Source organism: Brevundimonas sp., from assembly GCF_041648055.1.
Lineage (GTDB): Bacteria > Pseudomonadota > Alphaproteobacteria > Caulobacterales > Caulobacteraceae > Brevundimonas.
The window spans coordinates 134,566-149,133 of record NZ_JBAZPS010000002.1 but is presented as its reverse complement, the minus strand read 5'-3'; the positions used below and the strand labels follow the sequence as shown (position 1 = coordinate 149,133).

General features: G+C 66.9%; 14 protein-coding genes and 1 tRNA gene. 6 read left to right on the top strand and 9 right to left on the bottom strand.

Features of this window, described 5'->3' with window-relative positions; genetic code table 11:
* Positions 1-67: 67 nt before the first annotated feature.
* A complete protein-coding gene (locus WC585_RS07030) occupies positions 68-1,009 on the bottom strand; it encodes an N-formylglutamate amidohydrolase (protein ID WP_373256955.1) in 942 nt (313 codons plus the stop codon).
* Positions 1,010-1,068: 59 nt separating this feature from the next.
* On the opposite strand from WC585_RS07030, the gene cpdR reads away from it, so the two are divergent.
* The 5 genes from cpdR (at position 1,069) to scpA (ending at position 5,695) form a co-directional block, all read left to right on the top strand.
* A complete protein-coding gene (cpdR, locus tag WC585_RS07025) occupies positions 1,069-1,428 on the top strand; it encodes a cell cycle two-component system response regulator CpdR (RefSeq protein WP_296170203.1) in 360 nt (119 codons plus the stop codon).
* A gap of 122 nt (positions 1,429-1,550) precedes the next feature.
* Positions 1,551-1,625, top strand: a tRNA-Val gene (locus tag WC585_RS07020).
* Positions 1,626-1,669: 44 nt separating this feature from the next.
* A complete protein-coding gene (locus WC585_RS07015; protein WP_373256954.1) occupies positions 1,670-2,098 on the top strand; it encodes a hypothetical protein in 429 nt (142 codons plus the stop codon).
* Positions 2,099-2,153: 55 nt separating this feature from the next.
* Positions 2,154-3,554 (top strand): methylmalonyl-CoA mutase family protein, encoded by a 1,401-nt coding sequence (locus WC585_RS07010; RefSeq protein ID WP_373256953.1) that lies wholly within the window; start codon positions 2,154-2,156, stop codon positions 3,552-3,554.
* On the top strand, positions 3,551-5,695 hold the full coding sequence (gene scpA, locus WC585_RS07005) for a methylmalonyl-CoA mutase (protein ID WP_373256952.1): 2,145 nt from the start codon (positions 3,551-3,553) through the stop codon (positions 5,693-5,695). Before WC585_RS07010 ends, scpA begins: the two co-directional genes overlap by 4 nt.
* Here scpA and WC585_RS07000 read toward each other — a convergent pair.
* The 6 genes from WC585_RS07000 to WC585_RS06975 form a co-directional block, all read right to left on the bottom strand.
* Positions 5,692-6,111, bottom strand: a complete 420-nt coding sequence (locus WC585_RS07000; RefSeq protein WP_373256951.1) for a DUF6491 family protein — start codon at positions 6,109-6,111, stop codon at positions 5,692-5,694. The two genes, scpA and WC585_RS07000, sit on opposite strands and share 4 nt — an antisense overlap.
* 30 nt (positions 6,112-6,141) lie before the next feature.
* The gene (gene mnmC, locus WC585_RS06995; RefSeq protein ID WP_373256950.1) at positions 6,142-7,956 is read right to left on the bottom strand and encodes an FAD-dependent 5-carboxymethylaminomethyl-2-thiouridine(34) oxidoreductase MnmC; all 1,815 of its coding nucleotides are present in this window, start codon (positions 7,954-7,956) and stop codon (positions 6,142-6,144) included.
* Positions 7,953-8,291, bottom strand: a complete 339-nt coding sequence (locus tag WC585_RS06990) for a hypothetical protein (RefSeq protein ID WP_373256949.1) — start codon at positions 8,289-8,291, stop codon at positions 7,953-7,955. The genes mnmC and WC585_RS06990 overlap by 4 nt, the downstream gene beginning before the upstream one ends.
* A gap of 150 nt (positions 8,292-8,441) precedes the next feature.
* Positions 8,442-8,723 carry a hypothetical protein gene (locus tag WC585_RS06985; protein WP_373256948.1) on the bottom strand — a complete coding sequence of 94 codons (282 nt, stop codon included), beginning with the start codon at positions 8,721-8,723 and terminating at the stop codon, positions 8,442-8,444.
* A 110-nt stretch (positions 8,724-8,833) separates the two neighbouring features.
* Positions 8,834-9,703: a flagellar motor stator protein MotA gene (gene motA, locus WC585_RS06980; RefSeq protein ID WP_373256947.1), complete on the bottom strand. Its 870-nt coding sequence runs from the start codon at positions 9,701-9,703 to the stop codon at positions 8,834-8,836.
* A 77-nt stretch (positions 9,704-9,780) separates the two neighbouring features.
* Positions 9,781-11,580, bottom strand: a complete 1,800-nt coding sequence (locus tag WC585_RS06975) for a long-chain-acyl-CoA synthetase (protein WP_373257190.1) — start codon at positions 11,578-11,580, stop codon at positions 9,781-9,783.
* Positions 11,581-11,986: 406 nt separating this feature from the next.
* Here WC585_RS06975 and WC585_RS06970 point away from each other — a divergent pair, with 406 nt between their 5' ends.
* Positions 11,987-12,595, top strand: coding sequence for a hypothetical protein (locus tag WC585_RS06970; RefSeq protein ID WP_373256946.1), 609 nt, complete (start codon positions 11,987-11,989; stop codon positions 12,593-12,595).
* A 69-nt stretch (positions 12,596-12,664) separates the two neighbouring features.
* On the opposite strand, the gene WC585_RS06965 is transcribed toward WC585_RS06970, so the two are convergent.
* Both WC585_RS06965 and WC585_RS06960 read right to left on the bottom strand, forming a co-directional pair.
* Positions 12,665-13,987, bottom strand: a complete 1,323-nt coding sequence (locus WC585_RS06965) for a PQQ-dependent sugar dehydrogenase (protein ID WP_373256945.1) — start codon at positions 13,985-13,987, stop codon at positions 12,665-12,667.
* A gap of 10 nt (positions 13,988-13,997) precedes the next feature.
* The gene (locus WC585_RS06960) at positions 13,998-14,537 is read right to left on the bottom strand and encodes a lipocalin family protein (protein ID WP_373256944.1); all 540 of its coding nucleotides are present in this window, start codon (positions 14,535-14,537) and stop codon (positions 13,998-14,000) included.
* Positions 14,538-14,568: the final 31 nt, after the last annotated feature.

Sequence of the window (14,568 nt, the reverse complement as noted above, 5' to 3'; positions counted from 1 at the left end):
CCTCCCTATAGACTTTTCAAGCCGCGCCTTCGGGCGCGGCCTTTTTTCTGTCTGCTACTCGGGTTGATCAGCCGTCGGACAGCAAGGCGGCGATGACCCGCGACACCCCTTTTTCACACCGTGACCACCCCGGCCCCGGCTGCCGCGTCGCCTCGTCCAGATACAGCGCGCGGTTCAGCTCAATCTGGATGGCCTGATAACCCTCAGCCGGTCGCCCCCAGACCTGCGTCGTCCAGCCGCCTGCATAGGGATGGTTCAGAGCCACCCGCCAGCCCAGACCCTCAAACAGAGCCTTCAGCCGCCGCGTCAGGGCCGGGTCGCACGCCGTCCCATGCCGGTCGCCCAGCACGACGTCGACGCCCCGCACACCAGCCCCTGTCCGTGTCACCCGCGACGGCATCGAATGCCAGTCGATCAGCACAGCCAAACCTTCACGCGCCCATGTCTCCTGCATCAGGTCCGACAGGGCCGTATGATAGGGGCGATGGACTCGATCGATCCGCCCCGCCACCTCGGACATCGATAGCGTCCGATCATATAGCGGGTACCCGTCCCCCGACAGCCGGGCCACTACGCCGTATCCGGCTGAAGTGCGCAATGTCGCCGCTCCGGCCGCCACCCCCTCGATGAGCACCGGATCCAGCTCTTCGGGATCACGGTTCAGGTCCAGATAGGCCCGCCCCACCGTGGCCGCGATCACCGCGACCCCCTGCGAAGGCCCCGAGGCGATCAACCGATCGATCAGCGCATCTTCGGCACTGCGTAGCCCCCCCTCGTCCAGATGCGGCGACGCCGCCATGTCATCGGGGTAGAGTGTGCCGGAATGCGGGGAAGCGAAGACGAACCGGCCAGGGCGTGAGGCAGACGTAACAACATAAGGCGCGCCCCTTCCCTTGCCGTCAGCCTGCTCGTCGCCACCCTGATCCATGGTCGAGCCATATCCTGTTTCGGTGTGAGGAAAACAGGCTCCGTCCACAGCTTCACCACTCGCGCAAACGGTGATTTTCATGGCCGGTTTACCGTTCCGGGCGTAGCGTCACCGCTGTAACGACAGGACGAAATCCACATATGGCGCGTATTCTTCTGGCCGAGGACGACAGTTCGCTGCGCGGCTTCCTGACACGCGCCCTGGAACGGGCCGGCCATTCCGTGGTCGACTGCGAAAACGGCGACGACGCCATCGACGCCCTGGACCAGGGGCCGTGGGACCTGCTGCTGACCGACATCGTCATGCCCGGGGCCGACGGCATAGAGGTGGCCCGCGTCGCCGCCGCCCGACAGCCCGGCATTCGCATCATGTTCATCACGGGATTCGCGGCCGTCGCCCTGACCGCCGCCCAAGCCAGTCCCCAGGCCAAGGTCCTGTCCAAACCCGTCCACCTGCGCGATCTGGTCGGCGAGGTCGAGAAGATGGTCGCCGCCGCATAAGCCGCATCAGGGCGACCGATATTCGGCGCCAAACAGCCTGCGTTTCGCCCTTGCGGTCCGCGCGAAGGGTGGGGTATAGACGCCTCCTTCCCGTTCCGGGGTTTCCTCGGAACCGTCTTGGCGGATGCGTAGCTCAGCGGGAGAGCACCTCGTTGACATCGAGGGGGTCACAGGTTCAATCCCTGTCGCGTCCACCATTCCTTCTCTTTCCATATCGACCTGACCGGTTCATGGGATCAGAATGACCATGTCCGCTCCCTTGCGCCGATTGATCGACCTGCCGGGCGTCAACGACCTCGAGCTCAAGGCGCTGATGAAGCCACGCTATGCCGACGAGGCGTATCGGTCAGAGTTTCCCGACATTGACGACTGCGCCCGTGCCGCCTTCGGCCTGAGCGTAGAGGAGGCCGAGGCCATCGCCCTGCCCGCCGACTGGGACGGCATCGACCGGCTGGAAGGGCAAGACCGTATCGAGGCGTTCGAGGCCGAGGGCTGGGACGTGACCAGCGACCGGCGCAAGCCCCTGCGCATGCTGGACCAGTTCGCCCTGCCGCTGGCCTTGGCCATGCGCGGCGTGGCGGGCGAACTGCCGTTCCAGCCTGATGACGATACGCCCGAACCCTGGGGCGCGGGCATGGCCGCAGAGGCGGCGCGGTTCAGGAAACGCTGAGCCCCTCGCTTCCGCCGGGCTGGACCGGGCGCGCATCCGGGGGCAATGAAGCGCCATGGCGAACCTGTTCGATACCCCCTCCCCCGCCCAATGGCGCGAGCTGGCCCAGAAGGCGCTGAAGGACCGGCCTCTGGAAAGTCTGGTCCATCTGGACGCGGACCATCTGGCGGTTCGGCCGCTATACGCAGAGGCGACGACGGTCGAGCCGATCGTTGCGCCGCGCCCGTCGGATGCCGAGGGCCGGGCGTGGGATCTGCGGACCCTGGTCGAGGGCGACGCGCCCGACGCCGTCAATTCGGCGGTGCTGGCCGACCTGACTGGCGGCGCGGCCTCGGTGATTCTGAAAGGCGCGATCCTGAACGACAGCGAGCCGTTGGCGCGGGCGCTGGACGGCGTGGCGCTGGAGCTGGCGGCGGTCGGGCTGGACGCGGGTCTGGACGGGCCGGATGCGGCCAATGCCCTGGCGGTCGTGGGCAAGGGCTCGCCGCGCGCGAAACTGATGTTCCACCTGGACCCCCTGTCCGCCTTTGCCGAGGCGGGGGCCTCGCCGCGTCCGATCGCGGCGCATCTGGAGCTGGCGGCCAATACGGCGGCCCGGCATGCCGGGGCCTATCCGGACGCCAGCCTGTTCATGGCTGGCGGACGGGTCGTGCACGAGGCGGGCGGTTCGATCGCCCAGGAACTGGCCTTCGTCCTGGCCAATGCGGTGGCCCTGGCCAGGGCGGCGACCGACGCGGGCATGACGGCCGAGGCGGCCCTGAGGGCGACCGTTCTGGGGGTGTCGGTCGATGCCGAATATTTTGACGGCCTGGCCAAGGTGCGGGCCCTGCGCATGTTGTGGAAGACGCTGACGGGGGCCTTCGGCTTCGACGCCCCGGCCATGATCGAGGCGCGGTCGTCGCGGCGGATGCTGAGCCGGGTCGATCCCTGGCCCAATCTGCTGCGGCTGACGGCGGCGGGCTTCGCGGGCGCGGTCGGCGGGGCCGATGCGGTGGTGGTCGATGCCTTTTCGCGCGCCGCGGGACGGCCCGACGCCTTTGCCCGGCGTCAGGCGCGCAACACACAACTGGTGCTGATGGAGGAGGCCAATCTGGGTCGGGTGGATGATCCGGCCTCCGGCTCCTGGTACCTCGACGCCCGCACCCGCGACCTGGCCGAAGCGGCCTGGGCCGAGTTCCAGATCATCCAGGCCGAAGGCGGGCTGATCGACGCGCTGAAGGGCGGACTGATCCAGCCGCGCGTCGCGCGGGCCCGGGCCCTGCGCGAACAGGCGCTGGCCAATGGCGCGGCGCAGATCGTGGGGGTAACCAAATACGTCGATGCAGAGCCGCGTCCGGCCCCCGTCGAAGATGAGCCGATGATGGTGGCCCATGGGGGCGGCGACACCTGCGAACCCCTGACCCCCACACGCTTTGCCGCTGCCTTCGAGACGAATGACCCGGGAGAGACGCAATGAGCTTTCCTGACTTCTCCCGCGTCGTTCTCGACACATCGGCCACGGGCACCGGTCCCGAGCGCGACGCCTGGCGTACGCCCGAGGGGCTGACCGTCGCGACCGCCTATAACGCCGGGGCCGTGCAAGGGTTGGACTTCATCCACGGTCTGCCCGGCATCGCCCCCTATGTGCGGGGCCCTTATCCGACCATGTATGCGGGCAATCCGTGGACGATCCGCCAGTATGCGGGCTTCTCCACCGCCGAGGCGTCCAATGCCTTCTATCGCCGCAATCTGGCGGCGGGTCAGAAGGGGCTGTCCATCGCCTTCGACCTGGCCACGCACCGGGGCTATGATTCGGACCATCCGCGCGTGGCGGGCGACGTCGGCATGGCCGGGGTCGCGATCGATTCCATTCTGGACATGCGCACTCTGTTTGACGGCATTCCGCTGGATCAGATGTCGGTCTCCATGACCATGAACGGCGCGGTTCTGCCGATCCTGGCGCTCTATGTCGTGGCCGCCGAGGAACAGGGCGTGCCCCACGCCGACCTGACCGGCACGATCCAGAACGATGTGCTCAAGGAGTTCATGGTCCGGAACACCTACATCTATCCGCCCGCACCCTCGATGCGGATCATCGCCGACATCTTCGCCTGGACGGCGCAGGAGACGCCCAAGTTCAACTCCATCTCCATCTCCGGCTATCACATGCAGGAGGCGGGGGCCTCGGCGGATATCGAGCTGGCCTACACCCTGGCCGACGGGCTGGAATACATCCGGGCGGGCGTCGATGCGGGCATGGCGGTGGACCGGTTCGCGCCGCGTCTCAGCTTCTTCTGGGCCATCGGCATGAACTACTTCATGGAGGTGGCCAAGATGCGCGCGGGCCGCCTGCTGTGGGCCGAGGCGGTCAAGGCCGAGTTCGGGGCGACCGACCCGCGGTCGCTGTCCCTGCGCGCCCACTGCCAGACCTCAGGCTGGTCATTGGCGGCCCAGGACGTGTTCAACAATGTGCCGCGCACCATGGTCGAGGCCATGGCGGCGGCAGGCGGTCAGACGCAGAGCCTGCATACCAATGCCCTAGACGAGGCCCTGGCCCTGCCGACGGACTTCTCGGCCCGGATCGCGCGCAATACCCAGATCCTGCTGCAGATGGAGACCGGCCTGACCCGCGTCATCGATCCCTGGGGCGGCAGCTACTATGTCGAGCGGCTTACCCACGAACTGGCCGAGCGGGCACGGGCCCACATGGCCGAAGTGCGTGAACTGGGCGGCATGGCCAAGGCCATCGAGGCGGGCATCCCCAAGCTGCGGATCGAGGAGTCGGCGGCAAAGACTCAGGCCCGGATCGACACGGGGCAGCAGACGGTCGTGGGCGTGAACCGCTATCTGAACGACACCCTCGACGACATCCCCATGTTGAAGGTCGACAATGCCGAGGTCCGCGCCCGCCAGATCGAGAAGCTGCAGAAGCTGCGGGCCGAACGCGACGAGGCGAAGACGCAGGCCGCGCTGAATGCCCTGACCGAAGGAGCTCGAGGCAAGGCCAATCTGATGGAGCTGTCTGTGCAGGCCGCGCGCGCGCACGCCACGGTCGGCGAAATCTCCGACGCGCTGGAAGCCGCCTTCGGACGCCATGTCGCCAGGGTCCAGACTGTCCAGGGTGTCTATGCGAAAGAGGCCGGGGAAAATCCAAGGATATCCAGGGCCCGCGACATGGTCGCCGCCTTCGTCGAGAACGACGGCGGGCCGCCCCGCATCCTGATCGCCAAACTGGGCCAGGACGGGCACGACCGGGGTCAGAAGGTGGTCGCCACCGCCTATGGCGACCTGGGGCTGGAGGCCGTCGCCGGGCCCTTGTTCCAGACTCCGGCCGAGGCCGCGCGCGACGCCGTGGCCAACAACGTCCATGTCGTGGGGGCCTCGTCCCTAGCCGCCGGCCACCTGACGCTGGTGCCCGAACTGAAGGCTGAACTGGCCAAGCTGGGGCGGCCCGACATCATGATCACGGTCGGCGGCGTTATTCCGCCGGGCGACGTCCAGACCCTGATCGACATGGGAGCCGCCGCCGTCTATCCGCCCGGCTCCGTCATCGCCGACACGGCCATCGACCTGATCGAAAAGCTGAACCAGCGGCTCGGCTACGCCCAGAAGGCTTAGGGCTTATAGGATGACGGCAGGGCCGCGACCTCTTCGGTCGTCAGCCGCTCACTGATCCGCACGCGACAGACGCTGGCCGGCGTGGTCGAACCCGGCACGACCAGACGTGCCCAGTCGTCCGTGCACAGACGGCTGCCGCTCAGCCCTGCGCCATCCGGCAGGATGGCCAGGCGATGGGCGAAATCCAGATCGTTGCAGCCACCCGCCGCATCCAGCCGATAGACGTCGCTGCGGCCCACCTTCAGATAGACCTCTGTGGCGCGCCCCTGACGGAAGTTGTTGACCTGGCCGACGTTGAAACACTGGCGCTCGGGTCGGACTGCGGACGCCGTCTGTGTCGGATCGCCCGACATGGGCGCACAGGCCGCAAGGACGGATGGGATCATCAGGGCGATGAGGGTGGTGACGCTACGCATGGCTGGCTCCACGACAGCCCCCGCTGTCGATCAAGGGTCCGCCGTTTTCGCCGTTTCCGCAAGGGCCGACGCCCTGCCACGCCCCGGATAGAGGCGAGCGGCCAGGTCGTTTGGCAGCGGTGACGGCGTTCCGGTCGCCAGGGCGGCGACATGCTCGGCCAGCAGCGGCGCGACGCAGAAGCCGCGCGACCCAAGACCGCCCAGAACGTAGAGACCCGGTCTATCGGGGACCGCGCCCGCGAGCGGCAGGCGGTCCGGCGTCGTGGCACGTATGGCGGCGCGGCTGTGCATCGTCCCGGGCATCAGAACGGCTGTCTCGGGCAGGCGGGCCGAGAGCGTGGCAAGGTTGCGGGCCGTATCCTCTGCCGAGGCCGCCGTATCGACACGACCCCGATCATGGGTCGCGCCAAACAGAAAGCCCTCGCCCGTCGGCACGCGATAGCCGCCCCAGGCGACCGGTGGGACAAATGTCTCCGCTTCGACATCGACCCAATCCGCCTGGCCCCGGACCGGCGACAGAGGCAGATAATCCGCCAGCGCCGCCGTGCCCCAGCCCGCCGCCACGACCACGACGTCCGCCGCCAGAATGAGGTCGCCCTCCGCCGACAACAGCCGCCACCCTTTGGCGGTCTGCTCGATACGTTCGACGCTGGCCGTCACCCGATTTGCCTCGGCCAGCCAGGCCTCCAGTGCGGGCGCGGGCCGAACAGCAAGGGCGGAAGCCATCATCAGCCCTCCGGTCTCGACGCCCTCCCCCAGATGAGCCGAGGCGGTCGCGGCATCGACGACGGTCATGGTCCCCGCTGGCCAGAGGTCCTGATCGGCGATCTTGCGGTACCGACCGGCATCGCGCGCTGCCTGTTCCAGTTGCAGCACACCATGCGCGACCACCGCCTCTGGCACAGCGGCATACAGCGCCCCCGCACGCGCCAGCGCCTGGGCGTGCAGGGCCGCGATCTCGCTGTCTCCCGCATCCAGTCGCGGTGTGACCAGGGCGGCCGGAAAGCCGGATCCGCCCGCACCGGCATGCTCCGCCTCCACGACCGTCGCGCGATAGCCAAGGGCGGCGAATGCCCGCGCCAGGGAGGCCCCCGCTATGCCTGCTCCGATGACGACGACCGTCGGAGGTAAGGCCTCCAGCATGGTACCTGGCAGCCGCGCTTCCAGCCGCTCGCGCTTGCGACCATGGCCCGGGCGTTTGTCCACCTGAAAGCCGCGCTCACTCAAACCGCGCCGCACGGCCCCGGCGACGGTGAAGGTGGCGACCCGTGCCCCCCGTGCCGACCGGGCGGCGATGGCGTCCATCACCGCGTCCGACCACATGCCGGGATTTGTCGAGGGGGCGAACCCGTCCAGGAACCAGGCATCGGCCTGTCCCGACCATTCCGTCAGGGCCCATTGCACATCGCCGACCGCCAGATTCAGCGTCGCCCCGAACTTCGGCAGGCTCACGCGGTGAAAGCCCGGCGTGCCGGCAGGCCAGCGGTCGAGCAGCGCCTGAGCGACCGCCTCCATCTCCGGCCACGCCGATAGAGCGCGCGCGGCCTCATCCCTGCCGAGGGGGAAGCCTTCCATGGAGAAGACATGCAGATGGCCATCGGCCGGTCGTTCTTGCCGCCACAGATCCAGCAGGGCGACGATGTTCAGCCCCGTACCGAATCCCAGTTCGGCCACGGTGAAATGCCGCCGTCCCGCCCAGGCGTTGGGCAGGTCGCAGCCGGTCAGGAAGACTGCCCGGCTCTCGGCCAGACCGTCTTCCTTTGAAAAATAGACATCGTCGAATCGGCCCGAGCGCGGCGCGCCGTCATCGGCCCACAGCAGACGCGGCGAGCGGTCGTCGCTCAATGGCCCGACGCGTGTTCGGCAGTGGCGGCAGGCGCGGCTTCAGCCGATGCCGCATGATCGCCCGACGCCGCATCGTGACCTTCGGCAGCCGGAGTTCCATTGGCGGGCGCAGTCGCGGTGGGTGTCGCGGCGGCCGGCGCTTCGGCTGCGGCGCGGGCATCCTCGACCGCCTGCTCCATGGTGACGACCTCTTCGGTCGCAGCCTCGGCATGGTCGCCATCCGCCGCCTCGGCGGCGTGCGCCTCAGGTGCCGCCTCTTCGGCGGGCTTGCTGCACGCCGCAATCGTCAGCACGGACAAGAGCGAGAGGGTCAGGGCGGCGCGGGGAAAGCGCATGAGGGGGCCTTGGGTCGGGGGCGATGACGGCTTTGCCTAACAGACATTGGCGCCGGTCGCACCCGATGCCCTCACCCTTCAGCCATGAAAAAAGGGCCGCCCTTGCGGGCGACCCTTCTCTCGCACAGCCGAAAGGCTGAGACGTTCGTCTTATTGTGCCGGGGCCATTGCGCCGTCGGCGGCAGGAGCCATTGCACCATCGGCAGCGGGAGCAGGAGCCATCGCGCCTTCGGCGGTGGCGGCAGCGGCGTCCGACGTGGCGGCAGCGGCTTCGGTCGTCGCTTCGGCAGCTTGAGCCGTGGCGTCGGCAGCGGCCTGGGTCGCGTCGGCGGCGGCTTCGTTGGCGTCAGCGACGTTGTCTTCAGCGGCAGGGGTGCAGGCGGCCAGGGCCAGAGCGGCAACCGAGGCAGCAACCAGAGCGGTGATGCGCATGTGTGTAGTCCTTCAGAAGGTTATGCGGGATCAGACGCCCCCGCGAGACGGAGTGAACGCCAAGGCGAGGCGTCAGGCAAGCGAAATTATCACGCGTTCGTGAACGCTGATCACGCCGCCGCGGGCGCTGCCGACAGGGCTTCTTCCATCTCGGCGAACGACGGCTGGGCCGACGACGGAATGTCGCCGCGACCGATCTCGATCGAGATCTGGGCCGCATTGCCGTGCAGATGGGCGACCAGAACCGAACGGATGATCTTGTAGTAGGAGCCGTCGTCGTCGACGATCTGTTGCAGGCGCGCAGCCAGTGGCCCGACCAGACCGTAGGCCAGGAAGACGCCCAGGAATGTGCCGACCAGGGCGCCGCCGATCATGCCACCCAGAACCTCGGGCGGTTCGGTGATGGCGGCCATCGTCTTGATCACCCCCAGAACGGCGGCAACGATCCCCAGAGCCGGCAGGGCATCGGCCATCTGTTGCAGGGCATGTGCCGGTCCCAATGCCTCGTGGTGATGCTTCTCCAGCTGCTTTTCCATGGCGTCCTCGATCTGGTGAGGATCCTCCAGGTTCATCGTCATCATCCGCAGGGTGTCGCAGATGAAGTCGGTGGCGAAATGGTCCTTCAGCACCTTGGGGTACTGCTGGAAGATGGTGCTTTCGCCCGGCTTCTCGATGTGGCTTTCCAGGGCGATCACGCCCTTGGACTTCATCGTCTTGGTCAGCTGGAACAGCAGGGAAAGCAGGTCCTTGTAGTCCTGCTTCTTCCATTTCGGTCCGCCGAAGATGCGGCCGAAGCTGCCGAGCACGCCCTTCAGGGTGCTGGGCGAGTTGGACATCAGAAGGGCCGCGATCGCCGCCCCGCCGATCATCATCATCTCATAGGGCAGGGAATGGAGGATGACCCCCATCTTGCCGCCGGCGATCGTATAGCCGCCGAACACCATGCCGAAGAGCACGACGATACCGATGATCTGAAACATGAGGCGGGCGCGTCCTGGCAGGAGAGACGCGCATGATCGCCGTTAATGATTAAGGGGCGGTTGCGAACCGTGGTCGATCAAAGACGCGTCTCGCCACTCAGGATCGCTGCACGTGCCGCCGCCGTCAGCTTGGTATAGCCGCTCTTGCCGCCCCGGACGTACAGGGCCCCGTCGACCTTGCCCGGATCGAAGCCATCGGTAACCAGGTCGATCTTGCGGTATTTGAACGTACCGGTGGTGTCCGCCGCCTTGATCACCCGCACGAAACAGGGCTGCGCATAGGACGGCAACTCGGCCTCAACCCATTGGGCGAAGCCGGCGGCCTCGAACTTTCCGTCCAGCACCAATGCGACCATGCCCGCCTTGCCCTCCTGACCGGGGATCGGTACGCCGTAGGCGATGACCTCCTTGACGCCCGGCGCATCGGCCAGACGCTGCTCGACCTCGGCGGTCGAGACGTTCTCGCCTTTCCAGCGATAGGTGTCGCCGATCCGGTCGATGAAATAGACATAGCCTTCGGAATCCTGACGCATCAGGTCACCCGTACGGAACCAGCGATCGCCGCGCACGAAGACGTCGCGCAGGATTTTCTTTTCCGACGCGGCCTTGTCGGCATAGCCGGAAAAGCTGTGACGCAGGTCGTCGCTGATCTTGCCCAGGGCCTCGCCCACCTCGCCTGGCCCGGTCAACTGACACAGGCCGTCGCTGCCGCGCAGGGGCTCTTCGGTATCGATGTCGAACTTCACCAGCTTGAAGTTGATCTTGTTCTTCACGAAGCCGGGCACGCGGCCGATGGCCCCCGGCTTGCCGTCGAAGTTGAACAGCGAAACGTTGCCCTCGGTCGAGCCGTAGAACTCCAGAATGTCGGGGATGCGGAACCGCTTCTGGAAATCGTCCCAGACATCGGGGCGCAGGCCGTTGCCGAAGGCCAGCCGCAACTTGTGCGACCGCTCATCCGGCTGCTCTGGGCAGTTGACCAGATAGCGGCACAGCTCCCCGATATAGACGAACAGGGTCGCCCCGGTCGCCTTGGCATCGGGCCAGAAGCTGGAGGCGGAAAACCGCCGGCGCAGGACCAGCTTGCCGCCGTTCAGCAGGGCCGGGCCGATGCCGACCAGGCCACCTGTCGAGTGATAAAGCGGCAGGACGTTGAACGTTACATCCTTGTCGGTCGCCGCCGTCGCTCCGGCAAAGGCGCGCATGTAGGTGCGGGCCCGGGCGTGGGTGATCTTGGCCGCCTTGGGCATGCCCGTCGTGCCGGAGGTGTAGATATACAGGGCCGTGTCGCGATTGGTCAGGCCCGACCGCAGCGAGCGGTTGGGCCGCACGGACGATCCGCTGCGTACCGGCTTGTCCAGACCCCGGCGGCTGTCGGCCTCATCGGTATCGCCCAGCCCCAGAACCCAGAGCATCAGGTTTCGCCCCGACAGCAGGCGCGCATCGTCCACACTGCGCCAGCATTCCAGATCAGTGACGACCTGGGAGGCATTGGAGATCGACAGGCAGTGAGCCAGGGCGTGGCCGGTCAGATTGGTGTTGATCAGGGCCGTACCGACCCCGACCTTGGCGAAGCCCATCCAGGCGGCGATGTATTCGGCGCGGTTCAGCATGACCAGGGCGACGGTATCGCCCCGCTTCAGCCGACGGCTCTGGGCCCAGTGGCCAAAGCGGTTGGCCATGGCGTCCAGCTCGCGATAGGTCAGACTGCGCTGATCGTCCTGGATGGCGACATTGTCACCGAACTTGTCGACCGCCTCTTCCCAGTCGTCGCAGACCAGGACCGGGCTATCCAGTTCGATGGGCTTGATGCGCTTGAACAGGCGGTTCAGCCCCTTGGCGAACCGGATATCGCGCTTGATGTTCGCCACCAGACCCATCTGCCTACCCGTGCCTCCATCAAAATTCAGCCGTTCCAAGGTGATGGACAAGCCATCCGCCCCGGTCAACCGGCGAGCGAACCTTCGGCGCGTTTATCGGTATCCACGCTCGCCTTGATCACCGGGCGTGGCATCGATGCAGCGGTGACGTTGGGTAAAGCTTGAGAGTCCGTCGGCCCGCGGCACTGTCGATCGTTATCGAGACAAGCTGTATTCAGACCCTGGCAAGTCGTTCGCCCGGTCACGCGGGGACGAAACCCATAGTATGATACTCTGTAGAACACAGTTCGATCTTTAATCGACCTCAAATGCGGCAGCTTCGGTGTTTCTTCACGGCAACGCTGATTTTCAGGAACTTCGTTCTTTCGAACCGGTTTTTCTGACCTCACTAATGGAGGTGAACGACATGTCCGTAACCTACACCGACAATGACACCATTCTGGACCGCCCGCTGGACAGCGAGGCTCCCTACGTCCCCGCCTACGCCCGCAGCCGTCAGGCCCGCAAGAACAAGGGCGGTCTCAGGACCTGGATGATCCTGGCTCCGATCGGCGTCCTGACCATTGGGGGCATCGGCGCAGTCATGATGATGGGCGGCGGTGAGGCGAGCCAGATGGCCGAGGCTGAGGTGGCGACCCCTGCGCCTCTGACCAGCCAGCCGCTGCAGCCTGACGTGGCTACCTCGCCCCTGACGGCAGCGGCGAACCCCGCCCCTGTGGACGTCGCTCCGGCCCCGGTTCCTGTGGCGCGTCCGGTCGAGCCCGCCCGTGAGTCCGCCCCGGTTCGCCGCTCTGCCCCGCGTACCGCAGCCCCGGCCACACCGCGCGTTGAAGCGACGCCAGAGCCCGTCCTGACCGGTCCGCAGCCGTACAATGCCACACCGTCGGCACCGGCTTCCAGCGCCGCCCCGTCGCCGACCTCGACGCTGAATCGTGCGCCAGTCGTCGTGACTCCCGCGCCGGTCAGCCCGGCTCCCACGCCGGCCCCGGTGATCGTGGTTCCGCCCGCCGGTTAAGCGCAGGCACCAGACAGCAGAAGGCCCCGGCGGATCGCTCCGTCGGGGCCTTTCCAATTGCTGCCGATCTCAAGAGGTCGGCGACACCCGCCAGATGACATTGCCCACATCGTCGGCGACCAGGAGGGCTCCGGTTCCATCGAACTGAACACCGACAGGCCGCCCCATGGCCTGTTCGTTCTCGTTGAGAAAGCCGGTCAGGATATCCTGCGGCCCGCCGTTGGGCTTGCCGTTGGCGAAGGGCACGAAGATCACCTTGTAGCCGCTGCGGGGCTTGCGGTTCCACGATCCATGCTGACCGATGAAGGCACCGCCGCGATACTGTGCCGGGAAACTGTCGCCCTCGCCGAACGTCAGGCCCAGGGATGCGGTGTGAGCCCCCAACGCATAGTCGGGGCGCAGCGCCGCCGCTACCTTGTCGGGCCGCGCGGGCTCGACGCGCGTATCGACCGTCTGCCCGTAATAGCTCCACGGCCAGCCATAGAAGCCCCCCGGCGTGACCGATGTCATGTAGTCGGGCACCAGGTCGTTGCCCAGTTCGTCCCGCTCATTGACCGCGACCCACAGCTTGCCGCTATCCGGCTGCCAGTCCATGCCGACGGGATTACGCAGGCCGGAAGCAAAGATGCGATTTGCCCCGGTCGCCGGATCGATCTCCCAGATGGCGGCGCGGCCCTCTTCCTCGTCCAGGCCATTCTCGCCGATGTTGGAGTTGGAGCCGACCCCGACATACAGCCGCGATCCGTCAGGCGAGGCGACCAGGCTCTTGGTCCAGTGATGGTTGCGCCCGGCAGGCAGGGCCACGACCGTGCGCGGCGCGGCGTCGATCCGCGTCTGGCCCGGCTGATAGGGAAAGGCCACCACCGCATCGGCATTGGCGACGTAGAGAGTATCGCCGACCAGGACCATGCCGAAGGGCGACATCAGGTTTTCGAGGAAGGCCGTCTTTGTCTCGGCCACGCCGTCGCCGTCGGCGTCACGCAACATGCTGATGCGATTGGCGCTGGGCACCGTCGCCCCGGCCCGGCCCATGATCAGCCCCTGGACCCAGCCGCGCAGACCGCCCTTCTTGTCGTCCGGCTTGGGCGGCGCATTGCTCTCGGCCACCAAGATGTCGCCATTGGGCAGGCGATACAGCCAGCGCGGATGGTCTAGCCCCGACGCAAAGGCCTGAACCCGAAACCCCGGCGCGGCGACCGGCATGCGCCCTTCGGGCCAGCCGACAGCATCGGCGATGTTCACCCGCGGCACCAGCGACGAAGTCGGCTCCGGCAATGTCGGATTGGGTCCGAACCCGACCAAAGGATCAAGAGCCGCAGGTCCGGCGCAGGCGGCAAGTGTCAGACAGGCGACCGCCGCCAGGAGGCGGGGTCGGCCAATGGATGGTGTCATGGTGGCTCCGTCAGAACTCAGGGAACTCGAGACGGCTGACATCATATCCGAGAGCCGCGGCGCGGGCGACAAGCCGCTCACGCTCTGCGGAGTCGGGCACCTCGCGAGTGTAGATCCACAGCTTGTCGAAGGTCGGGTCCGCGGAAATGAACCAGCTGTAGTCGTCGGACCGATCCAGAACCCAGTAGTCCCAGGTCACGAACCCGGCCAGATAACGCGCCCTCAGCTTGGCATTGGTGCCGGGATCCAGGATTTCACCGCGTGCGCCAATGGCCTTCTCTTGCCCCTGGGGCGTGCCGGACTGACAGGTGTCGCGAACATCCACACGGGTCGGATTGACGATCACATAGTTGGTGGCCCCGGCGACGCAGCCGTCGGTGATCCGCATGGGCAGGCGGGCGATCTCCAGCCAGCGCCCGGAATAGAACCGCTCCAGATCGACCGGCTTCAACGGCTGGGGCGCGCGCACCTGATCCGGCGAGGGGGCGGTCACGCAGGCCCCCAGGCTAAGCGCAACGACAATGGCGGCAGCGAGGCTTCGGACAGACATGATGCGGCTCCGGCAGGTGATGATAACCATC

What these genes read in the sequence shown, in the direction of transcription:
- WC585_RS07030 (WP_373256955.1), bottom strand. Translation starts at nt 1,009, where the DNA reads ATGAAAATCACCGTTTGCGCGAGTGGTGAAGCTGTGGACGGAGCCTGT.
- cpdR (WP_296170203.1), top strand. Translation starts at nt 1,069, where the DNA reads ATGGCGCGTATTCTTCTGGCCGAGGACGACAGTTCGCTGCGCGGCTTC.
- WC585_RS07015 (WP_373256954.1), top strand. Translation starts at nt 1,670, where the DNA reads ATGACCATGTCCGCTCCCTTGCGCCGATTGATCGACCTGCCGGGCGTC.
- WC585_RS07010 (WP_373256953.1), top strand. Translation starts at nt 2,154, where the DNA reads ATGGCGAACCTGTTCGATACCCCCTCCCCCGCCCAATGGCGCGAGCTG.
- scpA (WP_373256952.1), top strand. Translation starts at nt 3,551, where the DNA reads ATGAGCTTTCCTGACTTCTCCCGCGTCGTTCTCGACACATCGGCCACG.
- WC585_RS07000 (WP_373256951.1), bottom strand. Translation starts at nt 6,111, where the DNA reads ATGCGTAGCGTCACCACCCTCATCGCCCTGATGATCCCATCCGTCCTT.
- WC585_RS06990 (WP_373256949.1), bottom strand. Translation starts at nt 8,291, where the DNA reads ATGCGCTTTCCCCGCGCCGCCCTGACCCTCTCGCTCTTGTCCGTGCTG.
- WC585_RS06985 (WP_373256948.1), bottom strand. Translation starts at nt 8,723, where the DNA reads ATGCGCATCACCGCTCTGGTTGCTGCCTCGGTTGCCGCTCTGGCCCTG.
- motA (WP_373256947.1), bottom strand. Translation starts at nt 9,703, where the DNA reads ATGTTTCAGATCATCGGTATCGTCGTGCTCTTCGGCATGGTGTTCGGC.
- WC585_RS06975 (WP_373257190.1), bottom strand. Translation starts at nt 11,580, where the DNA reads ATGGGTCTGGTGGCGAACATCAAGCGCGATATCCGGTTCGCCAAGGGG.
- WC585_RS06970 (WP_373256946.1), top strand. Translation starts at nt 11,987, where the DNA reads ATGTCCGTAACCTACACCGACAATGACACCATTCTGGACCGCCCGCTG.
- WC585_RS06965 (WP_373256945.1), bottom strand. Translation starts at nt 13,987, where the DNA reads ATGACACCATCCATTGGCCGACCCCGCCTCCTGGCGGCGGTCGCCTGT.
- WC585_RS06960 (WP_373256944.1), bottom strand. Translation starts at nt 14,537, where the DNA reads ATGTCTGTCCGAAGCCTCGCTGCCGCCATTGTCGTTGCGCTTAGCCTG.